Raw genomic sequence first — 18,164 nt, forward strand, 5'->3', positions numbered from 1 at the left:
GGCCGCTAAAGCTGCGCAACCTGCATGCGCAGTTCCGAACAGGCGCTGTCCAGCATGGCGCGATCGCCGGCGGAAGCGCTGCGCAATATCTCTTCCATCCGCCCGCTCGCCTCTGCAATCGCTGGCACGCCGGCAATCAGCGCAGCGCCTTTCATCCTGTGGATGTAGCGCGCCAGCATGTCGAAATCGGCGCTTTCCAGCGCACGCTCGATGTCAGCCAGGTCCAGCCGCGCGGTGTCGCGAAACAGTTGAACGGGATCGGATGCAGGTGAACTTGGCGGATGTTCGCGCGATGCCAGCTCGACATCGCACCAGGCCTCGACGATCGATTGCAATTCATTCAGGCGCAAAGGCTTTTTCAGGACGCCATCCATCCCGCTTTCCATGCAACGCTGCACATGGCCGGTGTCGACCGCGGCCGAGATGGCGATGATCGGCTGGTGGCGCCCGCTGCCCTGTTCCCGTTCGCGGATCGTGCGCGCTACCTGGTAGCCGTCCATTCCGGGCAGGTAGCAGTCCAGCAATACCAGCGGGAATTGCCTGGTTTCCAGTAGCGCCAGCGCCGAGGGTCCGTCTGCGGCGAGTGCCGCATTGCAGTTCAGCTCTTCCAGCTGGCGCTGGATTACCTGGCGGTTGTTGGGATGGTCGTCGACCACAAGAATCGTCGGGCCGGCGGGCGCCGCAGCGCTCGCAACAGCCCGTTCTTCGATAGCTGCGGATGCAGGCTGCACAGGCTGGCGCGGCTGCGTCGCGGCCGGGATCGAGAACGTCACGGTGGTGCCGACTCCGGCTTCGCTGCGGAAATCCAGCGTTCCCTTCATCGCTTCGATCAGTTCGCGGCAAATCGCCAGGCCCAGCCCGGTCCCGCCATAACGCCGCGTGGTCGAGCTGTCGGCCTGGACGAACGGCTGGAACAGCCGCGCCTGCTGCTCGGCGGACAGGCCGATGCCGGTATCGGCGACGGTGACCTGCAGCGTCGCCTGCGACTGCGGCGCCGGCGCGTCATCTTGCAGCCGGATAGAAAGAGTGACGCTGCCGCGGTCGGTAAACTTGATGGCGTTCGACAGCAGATTGATCAGCACCTGCAAGACACGCCCCGGATCGATGACGACATCCCGCTCGCCAGGCGCCGACAGCTCCAGCTGCAGCGCCAGCTTCTTTTCCTCCGCCTTGATCCGCATCATGCCGACGGCTTGCCGGGCCAGCGCAGAGATATCGGTCGGCACTTCCTCCAGCAGCAGCCGATGGGCCTCCAGTTTCGACAGGTCCAGCACATCGTCCAGCAGGCTCAGCAGCGTTTCCGAGGCCGACCCCGCCATGTCAGCCAGTTCGTGCTGGCGCCGGTCCAGCGGCGAACGCCGCAGCAATTCCACCGACGACAGGATGGCGTTCATCGGCGTGCGTATCTCGTGGCTCATCACGGCCAGGAATCTTGTCTTTGTCTGTTCGCTTTGGACCGCTGCGCGGCGTGCGTTCCTGGCCCGCTGCGCAAACAGCAAAATCAAGATGATCGCCACTGCCAGAAAAATCAATTCGGTACCATAGTATTTCAGCAGCGTTCTCCAGGAAGGAGCGCCGTAATCGGTTCCCTTCAGCCATTTCTCCACCATGTTGTCGGTCTGCCTGGCAGTCAGCGACTCCAGCGACTTTTCGACAATCGACGCCAGTTCAGGCAGTTCCTTGCGCACTCCCATCGATACCGTCGCCGGCATTTCGCCGATGGCGCCGGAAATATGCAGGGTATCGAGATACTTGCGGTGCAGCAGCGGCAGCATTGCCGTGTCCACCCCGACCGCAGCAGCCGCACGGCCATCCGCCACTGCCTGCATGGCTGCCTCCGGGCTCTCCAGCGGCAGCAGGCGGATCTCAGGGAAACGCTCACGCAACAGGCGTTCGTAAGCGCCGCCGCCCTTGATCGCCACCACCTTGCCATTCAATTTGCGTGCATCGAAGATGATCGGCTCGGCTTCCGTCGCCAGGATGATGGTAGATCCGACGAAATAAGGTTCGCTGAACAGCACGATGTCTTTCAGGCTGGGGGGCGCAAACTGCCTTGAAATCGCGGGCAGCAGATCGACCCGCCCTTCAATCAAGGCTTGCCGGGCGTCGGCCCAGCTTTGGCCGGGCACCAGTGAAAACCGGAGGCCGGTCAGGTCCGAGATCGCGGCTACATATTCCGCTGTCAGCCCCTTGTGCACGCCATCCTCCACGTATTCGAGCGGGCGCCAGTCGGGGTCGACGGCGATGCGCACCACCGGATGCGCCGTAATCCAGGCGCGCTCCGCAGGAGTGAACAGGTCCAGGTTCGGCGCCGCGAATGTGACATGGGCCGCCGCCATGAGCAGCAATGCGAGCGATAACAGACACTGCGGAATCCGTCGATTCATGACAATCCTACCTGGCGGTGCATTTTGAACAGCTCGTTATCGTTGCGGATTCCCAATTTGCGAAACGCCGCATGTTTCTGGGTGCTGATGGTCTTGATGCTGCGGCCGTATTTTTCAGCAATCTGGGTAACCGACAATCCGTTCAGGCAGCATTGCAATACTTCCCGCTCGCGCGGGGACAATCCGATAAACGCGTCTTGCTCGACAGCGGAAACGGCAACCGCCGCGGTGTCGTCCTGCACGGCGGCATCCGACAGCAGATAGGCAAATTCGACTTTCAGGGCCGGATTCAGGTAGGTATGCCCGCGCGCGACGGTGCGGATGGCGCCGACAATGTCGGACAGCGGCTGGTTCTTGCCGACGAAACCGCGCGCGCCGGCACGCAGGGCCAGCGCTATGGTAGCCGGACTGTAATGCGCCGACACCACCAGGATTTTGCTGTCCGGGAAGCGCGTGGACAGCACGCGTATCAGGTTCAGGCCATCGAGATCGCCCGGCGCCAGCACAAAATCGACCAGCAGCAGATCCGCCGGCGCGGTCCGCAGCGCCGCCATCAGCTCGCGGCTGCTGGCAAACGCGCCGACGACATGGAAATCCGGCGCTTCGCCCAATAGCTCGAGCAAGGCATGACGCACGACCGTATGATCGTCCAGCAATGCAATGCGCAACGGCGTCGGTCCTGTCCGGTTCATCTTCAAGATCTCTCAATACATTCAATGCGGCGGCATCGCCAGGCTACCCGTCAACGCGGATCAAGGAACCATCTCAGATCCTTGCCCTGGTCGCGCAACGCGAATAACTCGCTGTCAGCGTGCAAACCCAGTTTTTTCATTGCAGACTGCTTCTGGCTGCTGATGGTCTTGCGGCTCCTGGAGAATTTCTCGGCGATCTCGATGACCGACATGCCATCCAGGCAGCAGCGTATGACTTCGCGTTCGCGCGGCGACAGCGGCTGGCCTTTCTGGGGCGCTTCGGACGCCGGGCCGGCGGCGCTGTCCGCAAATGCAGGCGGCTCGGGCTGCACGGCCGAAACTGCCCTGGCCTCTCGGGTATACATGCCGCCTTCCGCCACGATACGGATAGCCGCCACCAGCGCGGGAAGCGGCTCCGCCTTGGCGACAAATCCCTTGGCCCCGGCCCGCATCACCAGTTCCACCGTGGCCGGGTCGTCGTGCGAAGAAGCGACCAGTATCTTACTCGATGGATATTTGATCTTCAGCAGCTGGAGCAGGTTGATGCCGTCGATTTCGGTCGGCCCCAGCGAAAAATCGACCACCAGCACTTCCGCCGGCGCCGTGCGCAAACCGGCGATCATCTCGCGGCCAGTGGCGTAGATGCCCACCACATGAAAGTCCGGCTGCCTGGAAAATTTCTTGCCAAGACCGTGGCGGACGATCGGGTGGTCATCCAGCAAGGCGACGCGAATCGGATTCTCGGCAGATCTGAGCATGACGCTTTCTACTTAGCTTCGTTAATAGCCATGACTGCTGGCACAACCCATGGAGAATGCTAATACATTAGCATTCCTCAGCCTGTCGCGGGGATGGCTATATTAAACAATATCTCCCTGGATTAAAACTACACAATCGCCTAGCGAAAAACGATGTAAAATATTGACAATCAGACACTATCAGAACAACTTTTGCCATTGCTCCTGCTGCTGCATGTCGGCACGCGTATTGACCTCGATCAGGACGCCGCCAGGCGAACGGCAAAAGAAGCGTGATCCGCGCGAGTTGTTGAAAACCTCCGTCTCTATGTGAACGCCGCCTGCCAGGAATTCCTCGTAGAGGGAATGGACGTCATCGAGGCTGTCGAGCTCCAGGCCAAAGTGGAAGTTTTTGGGCCAGACAGGCACTTCTTCCGTAGCGTGGTCCAGGACGATGTCAAAACCATTCCGTTTGAGCAGGCAGCTGTCCCCGGCGGCGACGATCTCGCAGCCGAGGTATTTCTCGAAAAATGCAGCCGTCTCGGCCACGTTGGTGGTAGGAAAACTCAGGTGATTCAGTTTTGCTTCTTTATGAATGTTCATGATCGGTCTCGTGGAAATGTTGAAATGGGCCATGGAAGGAGGCGTTGCCAATCAGGTCCTGTGCGGCTGCGCTGATCGGGTGGCTCTCCACGGTGTCCATTCTGCGAGCAAATACTCGATTTTGAAACTCACATTGGACCGGGCCCTTGCCTGCAGCGCTCGGCGGAGGGTTTCCGCATGAAGCGCGGCAACGGGTTGACGATTACTCGCATTTCCGCGGGCGTCCCGCCGTCCCGGAGCCGGTCTTGACGGCGGCTGGATGGCTAAGCCGCCTATCTCTTGGCGCGCGGTTTTGCGGGTTGGCGACCGGGCATCCCCAGGTATCCGAATATGGCACGGCAGACACGGCGCTCCAGGTCGGCGCGGTCGACTTCGCCGCGGTATCCCGCGGCATCCACCAAGGCGCGCACGATGACGAGGATGTCGTCGGCCGCTATCTCGCCGTTCGGCTGCGGCGGAATATCCTCATAGGCCAGGATCTGCCGGATCAATCCGCTCATGGCGGTAATGAATGGCGCCAGTTCCCTGGCAATGGCAGGGCGGCTTTCCTCGAAGTCGAGCAGCCGCGCAAGCGTCGGCCGGCGCAGCTGCTGGTGGACGGAGGCGGTAACCAGGCGCCTCAACGCGCCCTCGCCGCTTGCTTCGCTGAGCGCGCCTTCAGCCTCTGCGAAGAACACGGCGCGCTCACGCTGGCTCAGGGCGACAATCAGCGCGTCCTTGCCGGGAAAATATTGATACAGGGAGCCGATGCTGAAGCCGGCGCGCTGCGCGACGAGATTGGTATTGAGCCCTTCAAGCCCCTTGGTCTCCAGGATGCGGGCCACCGCCTCCAGAATCGCAGCCACGGTTTGTTCTGCGCGCGACTGTTGCGGAATCTTGCGCGGCTTGAGTGATTGGCGTTTTTTTATCGTCACTATGCCACCTGGTGAAAATGAGTAACGGCTCATATCTTACCGGCTATGGAATAAGTCGTTTGTCTCGCGTCTATTCCCGTCTCCGGGAGATACCGGCCGGATCGGCATTCCAGTGCTGACCTTGCGGCCATGGCGCAACATTAGCCGGCATCGGTCAGAACGGACAATCGAAAATATTCCCACGAATCAGCACTCACGCCAACATTCATGTTAATTTTGCATTTCCTGCGTTCGGCGAATTTGCCATCGAAACCAAATGCGTACTTCATTCCTGATTCTTCTTTTTCTGGCTTTGCCGGCATTTGCGGGCGGATCCGCTCTCCCTGACGGCTGGCGCAAGCCGACAGCGGAAGAACTCCAAGATGGCTGGAGAAACGACTGCCCCGGCCGCTGTGCGCAGATTACAGCCGACTTTGACGGGAAGGGCCTCGCGGAAGGCGCTTTCCTGGCAATCCATGAAAAGCGGAAAGTCATGGGATTGCTGGCATTTGTCCATGCCGCGCCGGGCAATGCGCAGTGGTTCGTACTCGACGAAATCAAGGACCCTGCATCTATTGCAGTCATGGGAGTGCAATTGTATTCGCCTGGAACTTACAAAATGATGTGCGCCGAATCTGAAAAACAATGTGGTCCTGATGGAAAAAGACCGTTCGATTTCCGGTTGCCGGCCATTTCCTATTTCAAGTCTGAAAGCGCGAGCTCGGTTTTTTACTGGAATGAGCGGGACAGGAAATTTGAAAGAATTTGGGAGAGCGACTGATCAGCCGTGCCAAGGAATTCAAGGCGCCACTTTGCAAACACAAGATTGACGCTCCACATTTCAACGCAGTAAAGCACACCCTGTAGGGCGTAATAGCGCAACGTATTACGCCGTATGTGGAACGTGTCAATGCGGGAAACGATGCCCAATAATTTTGACCAAGAACAATAAGAGAATGCCACGTTATCTGAAGGAAACCATGCGGCGTAATACGCTGCGCTATTACGCCCTACGCCTTACCGTGTTTGAGCGTCGTAGCAGTTATGATCATTTTCCGGTTTAATTTGTTAATCAAAAGGGACGCGATGATGCTCCTGTTATTTCAACGTTAGGTTTCCATGCATCTTCAACGCACAGTTCTTCTTTCGTGTTCGCCGCAACAGTGCTTTGCGGAGGTTCAGACTCCACGCCTCATGCAATACATCGCCAGCCCGCTGGTTCGGTTTACACCCCTTGAACCGAAGTCTCTGCCTGAACGATGGGAACAGAAGGAATACCTGGTTTCCGTCCGGCTCTTTGGCTTTCTGCCAATCGGGCGGCAGTGGGTCAATATCTCGGGGCGAGACCGTTCAAACGAGATCGGCCGCTTCTACGTGGAACTCAGAGACAACGGCCGTGGAACCCTCATGTCCAAGTGGGATCATCTGATTACCATCCAGGACTCAGCGCAAGGTTGCAGCTACACCGATCGCGTCGAAGTCAAAGCCGGTCTTCTCACGCCGCTTGTCTGGTTGTTCGCCTGGTTCTTCTATCGCCACCGACAGCGAGGTTGGCAACGCCTTGTCGCCAACAGATTTTCGTATGGCCAGCCCAAAGTTTAATCGGGCGGGCGCACGACGACGAGGCATGCTCTTACAAGCGTTAACGCGGTAAAGCGCATCCTGTAGGGCGTAATAGCGCACATAATTTGTACAGCGACAGAAAACTGAAATATGAAAAAACCGGTAACCGGCAATCGAGAACGGCAGGAGACACGCCGATCGTCACGATTGCTGCCGCCCCGGCCGTCATCGACGGCCATGTCGCCCGAAGACGCCCTTGTCAAAAAACAGGCGCGGGAGCGGAAGGATGCGCTGGTGCGCGGCGTCGCTTCGATACAGGAAATGCGTGAGGCGATCAAACGTGCGAGTCGCGACCTGCCCGCCATTTCCGCAGTACCGCGCATGGGCATGCTCGACGCTGCCGCATTCCGCATGCATGCGGCAAAAGGCCTGCCATTCGTCGTCACCGGACTCGTCGGCAAATGGCCGCTGTCCGCCCTTACGCCGCAAACGCTGCGCGACCGCTTTGGCGAGCTGCACGTGCGCGCGCGAGTGGGCGACTATATCAATACCGCCTTCGCGCCCGACCGCGCGATGCAGGACATGACTCTACTGGCGTATCTTGAACTCGTCGCAAATGATACGCAGGACCTGCCGCCGTACCTGGGCAATCTCGAATTGCGCGAATTGAATGCGTTGTGCCACTGGCCCGCCTATTTTAATAAAATGGGCCCGCCGCGCTTCTGGCTTGGCCCGTCGGGAACGGTGACGCCGCTGCATTGCGACTATGACGATAATATTTTTGCGCAGATCTGGGGCAGCAAGCGCATTTTCCTGTCGCCGCCTCACCACGACGAATTCCTTTACCCGCGCGAGGCGAACGCCATCTTGTTCGGCTCGCCGTTCAACCCCGAGGCGCCGGATTTCGAGAAATTTCCGCTTGCGCGCCAGGCAGCAATGATCGAATGCATCATGCAGCCTGGCGAGCTCCTGTATGTGCCGGCGGGGTGGTATCACCAGGTCCGCGCGCTGACCTTTTCGCTGTCGGCCAACCGATGGGCCAGAGCGCTGCCGTTGGCGTTGAACGGGAATGCTTCGCTGAAGGCCGGCTGAATCGATCGCATCCATGCTGTTCCGACCGGGCCCTGGGCTGCGCGGCGATTACATCCGATGTAATTGCCGCACCTCGCAGCTGCCCCTACTCTCTGGCTATCGCGCCGCCATTCCGGCGGCGCTCACCGTCAAGGAGATACCATGTCCAGCTATCCGGTACACACGATCGAATCCGCGCCCGCGCAATCGAAGCCGGTGCTCCAGCAATTGCAACAGGCGTTCGGCCTGATCCCGAACATCGCAGCCACGATGGCCGCTTCACCGGTGCTGATCAACGGCTTCATCGGTCTGTTCGAGCGGGTGCATGCGAGCAGCCTGACGGAGCCGCAGATCCAGGCGCTGCTGCTGACCAACGCGGTCACGAACGCCAGTGAGTGGCCGGTCGCGTTTCATACCGCGCTCGCGTTGAAGCAGGGCGTACATCCCGCGGACGTTGACGCAATCCGGCGCGGCGGCCTGCCGGGCGACGCCAGGCTGGCCGCACTGTCAACGCTGGCGCGCACGCTGATCGAAAAGCGCGGCCGCCTTGCCGAATCGGACCAGGGACGCTTCCTCGAAGCCGGGTTCAGCTCCGAGCAGATACTCGAGGTCATTGCGGTAGTTGCCGCATCGACTATCACGAACTACACTGGCAGCGTTACCCGGCCGGCGCTCGAAACACCGTTCGAAGGATTCGCCTGGCATGCGCCCGCATCCTGAACCGGTTGCATTTGTCCGCCTTGATTAGGAAACCCGATGACCGTCACCAGTTCCGATCCGAAAGTGCCGCCGAACGAATTTGGCGATTTGTTGCGCTATTGGCGGGACGTGCGCGGCGTGAGCCAACTCGACCTGTCGCTCGAGGCCGGTGTCTCGCAGCGCCAGATCAGCTTCATTGAAAGCGGGCGCAGCGTACCGGGCCGGCACACAGTCCTGACTATCGCGCAGACGCTCGACGTGCCGCTGCGCGAACGCAATGCGCTGCTGCTCGCCGCCGGCTACGCCCCCGTGTATTCGGAGGCGCCTTGGAACGCACAGGAGATGCACGGCGTGATCCGCGCGCTCGAGCGGGTCATGCGCCAGCATGAACCGTTTCCCGCGATCGTGATGGACCGTAACTGGAACGTGCTGATGACCAACGATGCAGCGCCGCGCTTTTTCAACTGTTTCATCGACATGGACTCGCGCGAAGGTCCGCGCAACATGCTGCACCTGATCTTCGATCCACAAGGCATGCGTCCGTTTGTGGCCGATTGGGACGATGTCTCGCGCAGCCTGCTGCAGCGGGTGCATCGCGAATCGGTCGGCCATGTGCTTGACGGCGGCGCCAGAGGCCTGCTCGATGAACTGCTCGCGTATCCCGGTGTGCCGCGCGACTGGAACACGTATCACGCGCCGTCCGCGGCGCCGGCGATGCCGGTCATTCCGCTTGGTTTCATCAGCGAAGGCGTGGTGCTTCGCTATTTTTCGATGGTGACGAGCGTCGGAACGCCGCAAAATGTCGCCGCCCAAGAGCTGCGCCTGGAATGCATGTTTCCTGCCGACGACGCAACCGAAGCACGCCATCAGCAGCTGCTTGATGCACATTCAAAGGAACGTTGAGCGCCTTGTGCAGCCTGGTTGCGCTCCCCTTCCGGGGGCTGCAACCGTCTGCTCACGCTTCTTCCGACAAATGCTTGACGAGCTGGAAAGAAGGCACCAGTTCAGATAGCCGCAGATCAAAGCGTTGATCCAATTTCTGCGCGCGATTGAGCACTACAGGACGAAATACGCCGGCATCGTTGCCTTTGACGAAAAAGGCGATGTAGTTGTGGCTGTCCTCGGTCCTGCACCACCATATGCGCCAATCGGTTCCCAGCAACGCCTGGGCAATCGCTGGAACCGCGGGAGTCGGACGATCCCATAAATTCGATACCAGGACGCCTTGCGGAGCAAGGCTGCGCAGGCAGGCTTTATAGAAGCCGCTGGTACTTAATTCGGATGCGGGCCCATCGGCGGAAAACCCGTCCAGCATGACGACATCGACGCTGTTTTCCGGCCGGGCTTGCATATAGGCCGCAGCGTCCGCGTGAATGACCTGAAGGCGCTGGTCATCCGCCGGGATCATGAACTGGTCGCGCAACGCAATGACTTCAGCATGCAGTTCCAGCACGGTGATGCGGGCCGCGGGAAAATTCCGGTAGCAATACTTGACCAGCGATCCGCCACCCAGGCCAACCATCAAGATGTGTTTTGGCGCTGCCTGGAACAGCAGGAAACCCATCATGGCCCGCGTGTAGCTCAGCAGCAGCTTGTCGGGTGCGGAAATCGACATCGCGCTCTGTATGTACTGGTGATCGAAATGCAACGTGCGCATGTCGTCGTGATCGAAGACAAAGGGCTTTCCTCCACTTTGCTGGAGCAGCAGTTCGAAGCGATTAAGGTTTGTCATGTGATGTGGGTACGCAGCGTGCTGCCGACCGGATATCGATCAAGCGGATTTGTATTTCAAAGACCAGTGTAATAGCTGGCGCAAATAATGGCGCGGCATCTCTGGTTATCTCGATTTTTACCCTGCCCGCAGTTGTTCGGCGGAGAGATGCAGCGCTGCAATCAATTTATCGGTCCGGCGCTGCCGCAATATGTTTTGTGCGGTCATGCGCAGCAGCAGGGCATGCCGGAGCTCCAGGTCTTTCAATCCGTTCATGATCGCCTGGTCGGGCATCTCCAGCGATTTCCCTTTGCATGCAAACACAATCATGTTGCTCGATTCCAGGGCGTCGACAGCGATCACCGCACCGTCAAAGCTGCGTTGAATGCGGTCGAGGTAGTGCGTCATGTTGACCCTGCTTCCCAGCAAATTGACGACCATGATGCCTTCCGGCGCCAGGGCCTGATGACAGTCGTCGTAGAAGGCCTGGCTGCACAGCTGGGGCGGCTGTCCCGTGTGGTCGAATCCATCTACCAGCAGGATCTCGTAATCGTTGTCGGCATCCCGCACCAGGTCGCGTCCATCCTGGCAACGGATCTGCAGCCTGCGGCCATCCTCAGGAATGTGGAAATGATCCTTTAATGCAATGACTTCAGGGTTATTTTCGGCGACGACGATAGCCGCCTGCGGCAGGTTGCGATAACAGTATTTGGCCAGCGAGCCGCCGCCCAGCCCGATCATGGCGATCGTGCCGGGACTATGCTTGAACAGCAGGAAGCCCATCATTGTCACGGTGTAGCCAAGCAAGAGCGCATCAGGCGCCGCCAGGTACATTTCGCTTTGCACCGCGGTATTGTCGAATTGCAGGGAGACGGAATGCGCGTTTTTATAAATGAATGGTTTGCCGTCGCTGGAAAACGCTGAAAGTTCGCGGACATTATCTAAAAGCATGGTTGTGTCTTCAACGTCATCGGATAAAACCGGGAATCACACCAATACATGGCGTACCTGCTCGAAATAGCGGTAGACCCGCTCTTCGACCGCCGGGGCGACCATTGCCGCAGGCCGCTTGCCGTTCGGACAGGCCAGCCTGGGCGTCGTCCCGAACAGCCGGCAAACCAGCGGACGTTCCTCATATACCTGGCAGCCGCCGGCTCCCAGATGCGGGCAGCTCAATGCGGCAAGCGCGGCATCCTGTTCCTGCTTGCTCTTGCGCGGCAGCCGCGCCATTTCAACACTGGAAGCCAGCACCGGGCCGCAGCAATCGTGGCATCCCGGAACGCAGGCAAATGCGGGGATGCGCTCCCTGAGGAATTTGATTGTCTGGCTGTGTTTGTCCATTGATTACTCGCACCTGCAGGATTGCATATACTGCATAACATGATAATACAATTATCATACTATGATTACACTATGATTACATATGATCATAGCATACGCATATGGTGTAAATTAGGACCTGGCAGTCCATGCGGCGGCGGATTGCACGGCTTCATTCCGAGCAACGATGCGTTTTCCGGCATAACCCACGGTGATGTGTGATTAATATCCTGGAAGCCCGCAAGGCGGGACTCTTCGCACGAGACAAGCTGCTGCCCAACGTGGTTGCCGGCGCGATCGTCGGCGTGGTGGCGCTGCCGCTGTCGATGGCTTTCGCCATTGCTTCGGGAGCCCGGCCCGAGCAGGGCCTGTACACGGCAATCGTCGCCGGTTTCCTGGTTTCGATGTTTGGCGGGAGCCGCGCCCAGATCGCCGGGCCCACCGGTGCATTTATCGTCATCCTGGCTGGCATCACGGCCAAATACGGTATTTCCGGCTTGCAGATAGCCACCTTGATGGCCGGCGCAATGCTGCTGTTCATGGGCATCGCCAAAATGGGCAGCGTGATCAAATTTATTCCGGCGCCGGTCATCGTCGGCTTTACCACCGGCATCGCCGTCATCATCTGGGTCGGACAATGGAAGGATTTTTTCGGCTTGCCGGCAATTCCCGGCGGGCACTTCCATGAAAAGCTCTGGCATCTGGTTGAAGCCCTGCCGCAACTGCACCCTGCAACGACTGCCATTGCGCTGGTCAGCCTGGGCCTGGCGACCTGCTCTTCCAGGCTTGGCCGCTTCAAGCGCATCCCTGGACCGCTGCTGGCGCTGGTAGGGGCCACCGTGCTGCAGTCGATTTTCCAATTCGACGGCGTCGCCACCATCGGCAGCGCTTTCGGCGAGATTCCGCAGCATTTGCCGTCATTTTCGATCCCGGCCATTACCATGTCGCATGTAGTCGAACTGATAGGCCCGGCGTTTACGATCGCCATGCTGGGCGCGATCGAATCGCTGCTGTCAGCGGTAGTGGCCGACGGCATGGTCGGCAGCAAACACGATTCGAACCAGGAATTGATCGGCCAGGGGCTGGCCAACATGGTGACGCCGCTGTTCGGCGGCTTTGCCGCAACCGGGGCCATAGCGCGCACGGCAACCAGCATCCGCAACGGCGGCAGCAGCCCGCTGGCCGGCATCATCCACGCCGGCATGCTGGTCCTGGTGATCGTGCTCCTGGCGCCGCTGGCGACAAATGTTCCCTTGGCGGCGTTTGCGGCAATCCTGTTCGTGGTCGCCTACAACATGAGCGAATGGAAGCATTTCGCCAAAATGCTGCGCCGGGCGCCGCGCGCCGACGTCGTCATTTTGGTCGTGACCTTTTTATTGACAGTGCTGACGGACCTGGTGGTGGCAGTCAACATCGGCGTCATCCTGGCGATCATGCAGTTCATGCGCAGGATGGCGGCGGCGGTCGAGGTACAGCATTTTACCGAGCTTGAACTGAAAGCCGAACTGGCCCAGCATGGCTGGACGACACTGCCACCCGGCGTGCTGGTCTATGCGATCGAAGGACCGGTTTTCTTCGGCGCCGTCGAGAACTTTGAAAGAACGCTGGTCCATACCCATACCGAGCCGCAGATACTGATACTGCGCCTGCGCTGGGTCCCATTCGTCGACATGACGGGGCTGCTGACCTTGGAAGAAGTGGTGCTGAACATGCGCAAGCGCGGTGTCCGGATGATATTGTGCGAGGCCAACCACAAGGTGAAAACAAAGCTGGCGCGGGCCGGGCTGCTGGAATTGATCGGCGCCGACGATTATCGCGAGGACTTTGCATCGGCGTTAAGCCATAGCCAGGAGTTGACGGCACACGATGCTCACGCTCCGCACGCCAGGAAATCCCCAAAAATGAGCAGCTATGCGGAAAACCTGATCAAGACCAGTAAAGACTATTTTTGGGGCGGTAAAGACTGACCCGGCAAAAAAAGCGTCGCCGGCTGACAGCGGGAGCTTATTTTTTGCCTGGCTTCGGGGACCTGACAACGGCTTTTGTCGCGTAATCGACGTCATGCCGCTCCAGGTACTCGCGGATCATCTGGCGGATCACCTGGGATGGCGTCAAGTCTTGCGCAAGGCATAGTTCGTCGAACGCCTTCTTCTTGACCGGATCAATCAGGATTGTGAGGCGCGCAGTTTTCGATTCCATGGAATGGATAGGCATGAATGATAATTTGATTATCATTATACACAGCTCGCCCCGCACTTCCAGCAGATCCTGTTGCCTGTTCGCATGTTGCGAAAGGGGCAATCGCGTCATAAACTGAAAGTACCTATCCAACCGGGGAGAAGCTATGTACAAGCATCTTCTACTACCAACCGATGGTTCGCCATTATCTGAAGTCGCGATTCGAAATACCATGCAGTTCGCCAAAAGCATCAACGCCAAGGTAACCGGCTTTTACGTAAGCCCGCCATATCATGCACTATCTTTTCAGATGGAAATGATGGCAGAGACAGAAGACGATTTCGCTAAACATAGCCGGTCTCAAGCGGAAAAATTGCTTGCCGACATCGAAGACGCAGCCAATATAGCAGGCGTATCTTGCGACACTACCTATGCCATCGGCGACCATCCCTATGAAGAAATCATCAAAGCGGCCAATGCCAACGGCTGCGACTTGATCACCATGGCGTCGCACGGCCGAAAAGGAATGAGAGGCCTCCTTCTCGGCAGCGAAGCACAGAAGGTGTTAACTCATAGCAAAATACCGGTACTCATATACCGGTAGGAGCAATGGCATTGTTAGAGTCCGCCATCGTCATGGATCAGGCATGGACGGCGATGTTTGAAACTATCCGCCTGCAAGGAATCCTCAGGACCTGACAGGAGGAAGATCAACCGCAGGCTGTGTTCTTTGGGCAGTAACCGTGGCGCAAAGGGGAAACATCTTGACCAGTCCCGACATCGACAAAAACTTCACCGATGCAATACCGGGGCTCTATGAAGCGTATCTTGTTCCGCTGATCTTTGAGCCGTATGCAGTGGACTTGGCGAATCGTACAGCTTCGCGGCCTCTTGCCCGCGTGCTGGAGATTGCCGCCGGCACAGGCGTCGTGACGCGCCATTTGGCATCCGCGCTGCCGGAAAGCGTCTCCATTGTTGCCACGGACCTTAATCAGCCGATGCTGGACCGCGCTGCCGAAGTCGGGACCAAGCGTCCAGTGGAATGGCGCCAGGCAAACGCCATGCAACTGCCCTTCGAGGACTCAATGTTTGACGCCGTGGCGTGCCAGTTCGGAGTCATGTTCTTTCCCGACAAGCCGAAGGCATTTTCGGAAATGCGCCGTGTTCTCCGGCCAGGGGGCGTCCTCATTTTCAACGTCTGGGACCGCATCGAGGAGAACGAGTTCGCTCATGTCGTGTCGACGGCGCTCGCGGCCCTCTTTCCCGAAGATCCGCCACGCTTCATGACCCGCACGCCCCATGGCTACCATGACCTCGCAACCATTGCGCAAGACCTGAAAGCCGGCGGCTTCAGTGCATCGCCCCAGATGAGTACTATCGCGGCGCGCAGCCAGGCAGCGTCGCCGCGGATCCCTGCGATCGCATACTGCCAGGGGACACCGCTGCGCAGCGAAATCGAGGCACGCGGCAAATCGCGGCTCGACGAAGCAACCGACATCGCCGCGGGAGCCATCGCCCGACGGTTCGGGCCTGGTCCTGTGGACGGCAAGATCCAGGCGCACGTTATCACTGTCGAACGCTGAATTTCGCCGGCTGAGCGCCTGCTTTCCAGGGTTGGCTGCTGCTACGCTGGGTCGTTTCCGGACAGGGATTCGTACAATGCACGCCAGATCAAGCCCGGGCCGGCAAAGATCATGATCAGCCGGCCCGGATCTTACCCGGTTTCAACCTCACTGATCGAGCGTTGCTGGCTCGAGATGCGCTGTGCGTCACTTGAAGATCTAAGCGTCTGAGACCTGGCATTCACAATGGCATCCATCAGTTGTTCAATGATGTCGCCGATAGTTGTGTCCTGCTGCCTTGCCAATCTCCTTAGTTTTTTGTGATGCTTCTCGCTAATGCTGGCGGTGACCTGCACGTCGCCAACCAGCACAAACTCATCCTTGGCAAAGCATAGCCAATAGATAACGATGCAAGTGAGCGTGCCAAGAACAAATATCTGAAATTCCGACGACCGTCCCCACGTGCCGCGCCACAGCTCTGTTCCAGACCACAGGCTTATCAGCAGCACGCCAAACCAGATGACTGCAATCAGCCGCAGGATTTTGCTTTCTCTTCCAACCTCGTCATACAGGAAGCGCCTGCGGATTAGCTGACGAAATTCTTTCATTTCATCCTCCCCTTTAGCAGATCAAACGACCATGGCGCCGCAAAAGTGATTCGAACAGACCGCAAAAATCATCTAGCGTGCGCCCTTCCCCCAAGTCGTCAACCTAGTACATTTTCACATGAAAACAATGTCTTATTTCCTATGCCATGCCACGTACGACAGCGGCCAGGAAAGCCGCCTGGCTATCCCACTTCCCACTCCCCCGCAACTATCAATACTGCTAGTTGAAAACCCATCAACAAAGCTGTATTGCTGTTTCATCGCTAAACACCGTTGGACGCTGATAACCGTCGTCGGGCCAGAACCCTCAAAGAGTTCCGGAGAATGATTGGCAGATGCATCGCCCGGAAATTTTTCCATCTGCTTGCGAAATTTTCCCAATGTTTTCAAACTCGGAGGCTTTCATGGCAATTGATTTTGAGGTTATCGATACCAAGTTCCAGGACCCAGACCCTGAATACAGGAAAATCGAGGATTGCAAGAAACTGATCATCTCGTCCCAATGCATCGGCATAAACTCAGCTGACGCCAGCAGCTACTATCACATAAGCTACGCAGTTTCATTCCTGCTGGTGGCCGTCGACAATAACAACCATGTTCTTGTCGACTGCTCGACGCTGATTCCAACGCAAATCTTTACCTGCACCAGCTATCCCATATGCAAAGTCAGGGATTTCGCCATCCATGTGACAAGAGGTCCGTTGCCGGCAGGTTGGGATATCGCAAAGTATCCGTGTGCAGTTCTCCCGCCAGGTTGCGATTCCTGCTCCGTAGTGATCATTGCCACGCCAGCCGACAATTATGTGCGGAATTGCTGCGGACAATGGAATAACGTCAAGGCTAGCAACTGTATCCGCAAGTGCTACCCAAGACCTTGCGTATTTCCGCCCTCCGTCAAACCCCCGGTGCAGCCGGTTCCCTCCGGCCCTTCGACTGGCGTACAAACTGGTGGCGGGCCGGGTTTGAAAATCTGCCACTGCTACAATTTTGAATGCAGCGGAATCAGCGTAAAGAAACCGGAGCCGGGCTCTGACTATGCGAAATTGGCCGCATGCCAGATATTTACAATCAAAGGGCAATGTACGCTGCCCAGCGAAGCGGCAGCGAAGTGCGGCGCTGTGTTTTCCGTTACATATCATCTATGTAACGCAAAAGACACTGCCGAAGTCGTGGCCGATATACAAAAGGTCGTCCAGCCAAAAGTAGTTACGTGCGGTACCTACCCAACGACGCTGGTCTCGGATGTCGTGGTCGGCATCACGACACAGCCAATTCCAACCGGCTGGAATCAAGAGAAGAACCCCCTGTGCTACATACGCCCTGAAGCTGCATCTACCCTCTTGTGCGTCCGTGCCGTAGCAGGTTCGACCTCGAATGTTCCCAACTCCCCTGCCACGACCAGTGCGCCGGTCGACCCTCCGCAACTAAGATAGGTACAAGGCCCTGGCCCGGCATAGCTTGCCGGGCCAGGCGATCGTAGCTCAAGGCAATCGGCCGTCACATTCCTCATCCCCTTCAACATTTTTAATGCCTCTACGCTACGTATCGTTACCGGCAAACAAAAAAAGCCCGCAGTTGCGCGGGCTTTCTGGCATTTGCTGCCTTTATAAAGCAAAGTGGGCCGGAATTACTTGACGACGTCGATCAGATCTTTTGCGAACGCCATGCCCTGGTCACGGGCAGTGTCCCAGGTATTGGACGGGGCGATCTCCGGCGGCGACTGCAACACTCCGTCAATCAAAACGGCCCAACGATACTTGCCGCCCCTGACGATCGTGCTCGCGACCCTGATCGTGTGCCCTTTATGCTCTATCTCGAATTGCGGCATATGTCCCTCACAGATGGTATCCGTAAGGCAACACTACCATGTGCAACGACCACTGCATACTGGTAAAAATACAACCTCCCCCTGATTGGATCAATCGTCGCATCCACAACGCATTGAACTTCGCCCATGAGCGCGGGATTGCGAGAGTCGCATGAAACTACAGCCCCTAAACACCTTGCCATTCCATCAAGAATATCGTTGGCACTGTCAAAACTACCAGCTAGACATCTGGCGACAAAAATCTACAATCCAATTTGTGCGCCGCACAATATGCCATGTAAATCAATGGCGCCCCGCAACCGACGGCTAGTC

Annotated in this window: 21 protein-coding genes; 10 read left to right on the forward strand and 11 right to left on the reverse strand. The window is 58.0% G+C overall.

Going from position 1 to position 18,164, the window contains the following annotated elements; translation table 11 throughout:
* Positions 1-5: 5 nt before the first annotated feature.
* The 5 genes from AC07RZ_RS13825 to AC07RZ_RS13845 form a co-directional block, all read right to left on the reverse strand.
* The gene (locus AC07RZ_RS13825; protein ID WP_494668326.1) at positions 6-2,387 is read right to left on the reverse strand and encodes an ATP-binding protein; all 2,382 of its coding nucleotides are present in this window, start codon (positions 2,385-2,387) and stop codon (positions 6-8) included.
* Positions 2,384-3,079, reverse strand: a complete 696-nt coding sequence (locus AC07RZ_RS13830; RefSeq protein WP_494668327.1) for a response regulator — start codon at positions 3,077-3,079, stop codon at positions 2,384-2,386. The genes AC07RZ_RS13825 and AC07RZ_RS13830 overlap by 4 nt, the downstream gene beginning before the upstream one ends.
* Positions 3,080-3,129: 50 nt before the next feature.
* Positions 3,130-3,837, reverse strand: coding sequence for a response regulator (locus tag AC07RZ_RS13835; protein WP_494668328.1), 708 nt, complete (start codon positions 3,835-3,837; stop codon positions 3,130-3,132).
* A gap of 180 nt (positions 3,838-4,017) precedes the next feature.
* Complete coding sequence (locus AC07RZ_RS13840) at positions 4,018-4,419, reverse strand: VOC family protein (RefSeq protein ID WP_494668329.1); 402 nt, start codon at positions 4,417-4,419, stop codon at positions 4,018-4,020.
* Positions 4,420-4,691: 272 nt separating this feature from the next.
* Positions 4,692-5,366 carry a TetR/AcrR family transcriptional regulator gene (locus tag AC07RZ_RS13845; protein ID WP_494668330.1) on the reverse strand — a complete coding sequence of 225 codons (675 nt, stop codon included), beginning with the start codon at positions 5,364-5,366 and terminating at the stop codon, positions 4,692-4,694.
* Between the two features lie 223 nt (positions 5,367-5,589).
* Here AC07RZ_RS13845 and AC07RZ_RS13850 point away from each other — a divergent pair, with 223 nt between their 5' ends.
* The 5 genes from AC07RZ_RS13850 (at position 5,590) to AC07RZ_RS13870 (ending at position 9,548) form a co-directional block, all read left to right on the forward strand.
* Positions 5,590-6,093, forward strand: a complete 504-nt coding sequence (locus AC07RZ_RS13850) for a hypothetical protein (RefSeq protein WP_494668331.1) — start codon at positions 5,590-5,592, stop codon at positions 6,091-6,093.
* Positions 6,094-6,431: 338 nt separating this feature from the next.
* The gene (locus AC07RZ_RS13855; RefSeq protein WP_494668332.1) at positions 6,432-6,914 is read left to right on the forward strand and encodes an Rv1443c family protein; all 483 of its coding nucleotides are present in this window, start codon (positions 6,432-6,434) and stop codon (positions 6,912-6,914) included.
* A 111-nt stretch (positions 6,915-7,025) separates the two neighbouring features.
* Positions 7,026-7,967, forward strand: a complete 942-nt coding sequence (locus AC07RZ_RS13860) for a cupin-like domain-containing protein (RefSeq protein ID WP_494668333.1) — start codon at positions 7,026-7,028, stop codon at positions 7,965-7,967.
* A 141-nt stretch (positions 7,968-8,108) separates the two neighbouring features.
* Entirely contained in the window at positions 8,109-8,666 is a 558-nt protein-coding gene (locus tag AC07RZ_RS13865) for a carboxymuconolactone decarboxylase family protein (protein WP_144739263.1), read from the forward strand.
* A gap of 36 nt (positions 8,667-8,702) precedes the next feature.
* Positions 8,703-9,548 carry a helix-turn-helix domain-containing protein gene (locus AC07RZ_RS13870; RefSeq protein ID WP_494668334.1) on the forward strand — a complete coding sequence of 282 codons (846 nt, stop codon included), beginning with the start codon at positions 8,703-8,705 and terminating at the stop codon, positions 9,546-9,548.
* 52 nt (positions 9,549-9,600) lie between these two features.
* Here AC07RZ_RS13870 and AC07RZ_RS13875 read toward each other — a convergent pair whose 3' ends face one another.
* Positions 9,601-10,302 (reverse strand): fused MFS/spermidine synthase, encoded by a 702-nt coding sequence (locus AC07RZ_RS13875; RefSeq protein ID WP_494668370.1) that lies wholly within the window; start codon positions 10,300-10,302, stop codon positions 9,601-9,603.
* Here AC07RZ_RS13875 and AC07RZ_RS13880 point away from each other — a divergent pair.
* A complete protein-coding gene (locus AC07RZ_RS13880; RefSeq protein WP_494668373.1) occupies positions 10,288-10,449 on the forward strand; it encodes a hypothetical protein in 162 nt (53 codons plus the stop codon). The genes AC07RZ_RS13875 and AC07RZ_RS13880 overlap by 15 nt on opposite strands.
* Before the next feature lie 45 nt (positions 10,450-10,494).
* On the opposite strand, the gene AC07RZ_RS13885 is transcribed toward AC07RZ_RS13880, so the two are convergent.
* Both AC07RZ_RS13885 and AC07RZ_RS13890 read right to left on the reverse strand, forming a co-directional pair.
* Entirely contained in the window at positions 10,495-11,307 is an 813-nt protein-coding gene (locus AC07RZ_RS13885; RefSeq protein ID WP_494668335.1) for a fused MFS/spermidine synthase, read from the reverse strand.
* A gap of 36 nt (positions 11,308-11,343) precedes the next feature.
* Positions 11,344-11,697 carry a YkgJ family cysteine cluster protein gene (locus AC07RZ_RS13890; protein ID WP_144739266.1) on the reverse strand — a complete coding sequence of 118 codons (354 nt, stop codon included), beginning with the start codon at positions 11,695-11,697 and terminating at the stop codon, positions 11,344-11,346.
* Positions 11,698-11,894: 197 nt separating this feature from the next.
* On the opposite strand from AC07RZ_RS13890, the gene AC07RZ_RS13895 reads away from it, so the two are divergent.
* Positions 11,895-13,643 carry a SulP family inorganic anion transporter gene (locus AC07RZ_RS13895; RefSeq protein ID WP_494668336.1) on the forward strand — a complete coding sequence of 583 codons (1,749 nt, stop codon included), beginning with the start codon at positions 11,895-11,897 and terminating at the stop codon, positions 13,641-13,643.
* A gap of 37 nt (positions 13,644-13,680) precedes the next feature.
* On the opposite strand, the gene AC07RZ_RS13900 is transcribed toward AC07RZ_RS13895, so the two are convergent.
* Positions 13,681-13,875 (reverse strand): ribbon-helix-helix protein, CopG family, encoded by a 195-nt coding sequence (locus AC07RZ_RS13900; protein WP_092401058.1) that lies wholly within the window; start codon positions 13,873-13,875, stop codon positions 13,681-13,683.
* A 145-nt stretch (positions 13,876-14,020) separates the two neighbouring features.
* On the opposite strand from AC07RZ_RS13900, the gene AC07RZ_RS13905 reads away from it, so the two are divergent.
* On the forward strand, positions 14,021-14,458 hold the full coding sequence (locus AC07RZ_RS13905; RefSeq protein WP_092400966.1) for a universal stress protein: 438 nt from the start codon (positions 14,021-14,023) through the stop codon (positions 14,456-14,458).
* A 160-nt stretch (positions 14,459-14,618) separates the two neighbouring features.
* Positions 14,619-15,437, forward strand: a complete 819-nt coding sequence (locus tag AC07RZ_RS13910; RefSeq protein WP_494668337.1) for a class I SAM-dependent methyltransferase — start codon at positions 14,619-14,621, stop codon at positions 15,435-15,437.
* Between the two features lie 131 nt (positions 15,438-15,568).
* Here the strand turns inward: AC07RZ_RS13910 and AC07RZ_RS13915 are convergent, their stop codons facing one another.
* Complete coding sequence (locus tag AC07RZ_RS13915) at positions 15,569-16,024, reverse strand: hypothetical protein (protein ID WP_494668338.1); 456 nt, start codon at positions 16,022-16,024, stop codon at positions 15,569-15,571.
* A gap of 404 nt (positions 16,025-16,428) precedes the next feature.
* On the opposite strand from AC07RZ_RS13915, the gene AC07RZ_RS13920 reads away from it, so the two are divergent.
* Positions 16,429-17,457 (forward strand): hypothetical protein, encoded by a 1,029-nt coding sequence (locus AC07RZ_RS13920; RefSeq protein ID WP_494668339.1) that lies wholly within the window; start codon positions 16,429-16,431, stop codon positions 17,455-17,457.
* A gap of 194 nt (positions 17,458-17,651) precedes the next feature.
* Here the strand turns inward: AC07RZ_RS13920 and AC07RZ_RS13925 are convergent, their stop codons facing one another.
* Entirely contained in the window at positions 17,652-17,852 is a 201-nt protein-coding gene (locus AC07RZ_RS13925; protein ID WP_494668340.1) for a hypothetical protein, read from the reverse strand.
* Positions 17,853-18,164: the final 312 nt, after the last annotated feature.

The organism is Collimonas sp. GW821-FHT07E08 (assembly GCF_059418905.1).

Coding starts and splice junctions, on each gene's coding strand:
- AC07RZ_RS13845 (WP_494668330.1), bottom strand. CDS start 5,366: ATGAGCCGTTACTCATTTTCACCAGGTGGCATAGTGACGATAAAAAAA.
- AC07RZ_RS13870 (WP_494668334.1), top strand. CDS start 8,703: ATGACCGTCACCAGTTCCGATCCGAAAGTGCCGCCGAACGAATTTGGC.
- AC07RZ_RS13875 (WP_494668370.1), bottom strand. CDS start 10,302: ATGCGCACGTTGCATTTCGATCACCAGTACATACAGAGCGCGATGTCG.
- AC07RZ_RS13880 (WP_494668373.1), top strand. CDS start 10,288: ATGCAACGTGCGCATGTCGTCGTGATCGAAGACAAAGGGCTTTCCTCC.
- AC07RZ_RS13920 (WP_494668339.1), top strand. CDS start 16,429: ATGGCAATTGATTTTGAGGTTATCGATACCAAGTTCCAGGACCCAGAC.
- AC07RZ_RS13830 (WP_494668327.1), bottom strand. CDS start 3,079: ATGAACCGGACAGGACCGACGCCGTTGCGCATTGCATTGCTGGACGAT.
- AC07RZ_RS13860 (WP_494668333.1), top strand. CDS start 7,026: ATGAAAAAACCGGTAACCGGCAATCGAGAACGGCAGGAGACACGCCGA.
- AC07RZ_RS13835 (WP_494668328.1), bottom strand. CDS start 3,837: ATGCTCAGATCTGCCGAGAATCCGATTCGCGTCGCCTTGCTGGATGAC.
- AC07RZ_RS13825 (WP_494668326.1), bottom strand. CDS start 2,387: ATGAATCGACGGATTCCGCAGTGTCTGTTATCGCTCGCATTGCTGCTC.
- AC07RZ_RS13885 (WP_494668335.1), bottom strand. CDS start 11,307: ATGCTTTTAGATAATGTCCGCGAACTTTCAGCGTTTTCCAGCGACGGC.
- AC07RZ_RS13905 (WP_092400966.1), top strand. CDS start 14,021: ATGTACAAGCATCTTCTACTACCAACCGATGGTTCGCCATTATCTGAA.
- AC07RZ_RS13850 (WP_494668331.1), top strand. CDS start 5,590: ATGCGTACTTCATTCCTGATTCTTCTTTTTCTGGCTTTGCCGGCATTT.
- AC07RZ_RS13925 (WP_494668340.1), bottom strand. CDS start 17,852: ATGCCGCAATTCGAGATAGAGCATAAAGGGCACACGATCAGGGTCGCG.
- AC07RZ_RS13890 (WP_144739266.1), bottom strand. CDS start 11,697: ATGGACAAACACAGCCAGACAATCAAATTCCTCAGGGAGCGCATCCCC.
- AC07RZ_RS13855 (WP_494668332.1), top strand. CDS start 6,432: ATGCATCTTCAACGCACAGTTCTTCTTTCGTGTTCGCCGCAACAGTGC.
- AC07RZ_RS13840 (WP_494668329.1), bottom strand. CDS start 4,419: ATGAACATTCATAAAGAAGCAAAACTGAATCACCTGAGTTTTCCTACC.
- AC07RZ_RS13900 (WP_092401058.1), bottom strand. CDS start 13,875: ATGGAATCGAAAACTGCGCGCCTCACAATCCTGATTGATCCGGTCAAG.
- AC07RZ_RS13865 (WP_144739263.1), top strand. CDS start 8,109: ATGTCCAGCTATCCGGTACACACGATCGAATCCGCGCCCGCGCAATCG.
- AC07RZ_RS13915 (WP_494668338.1), bottom strand. CDS start 16,024: ATGAAAGAATTTCGTCAGCTAATCCGCAGGCGCTTCCTGTATGACGAG.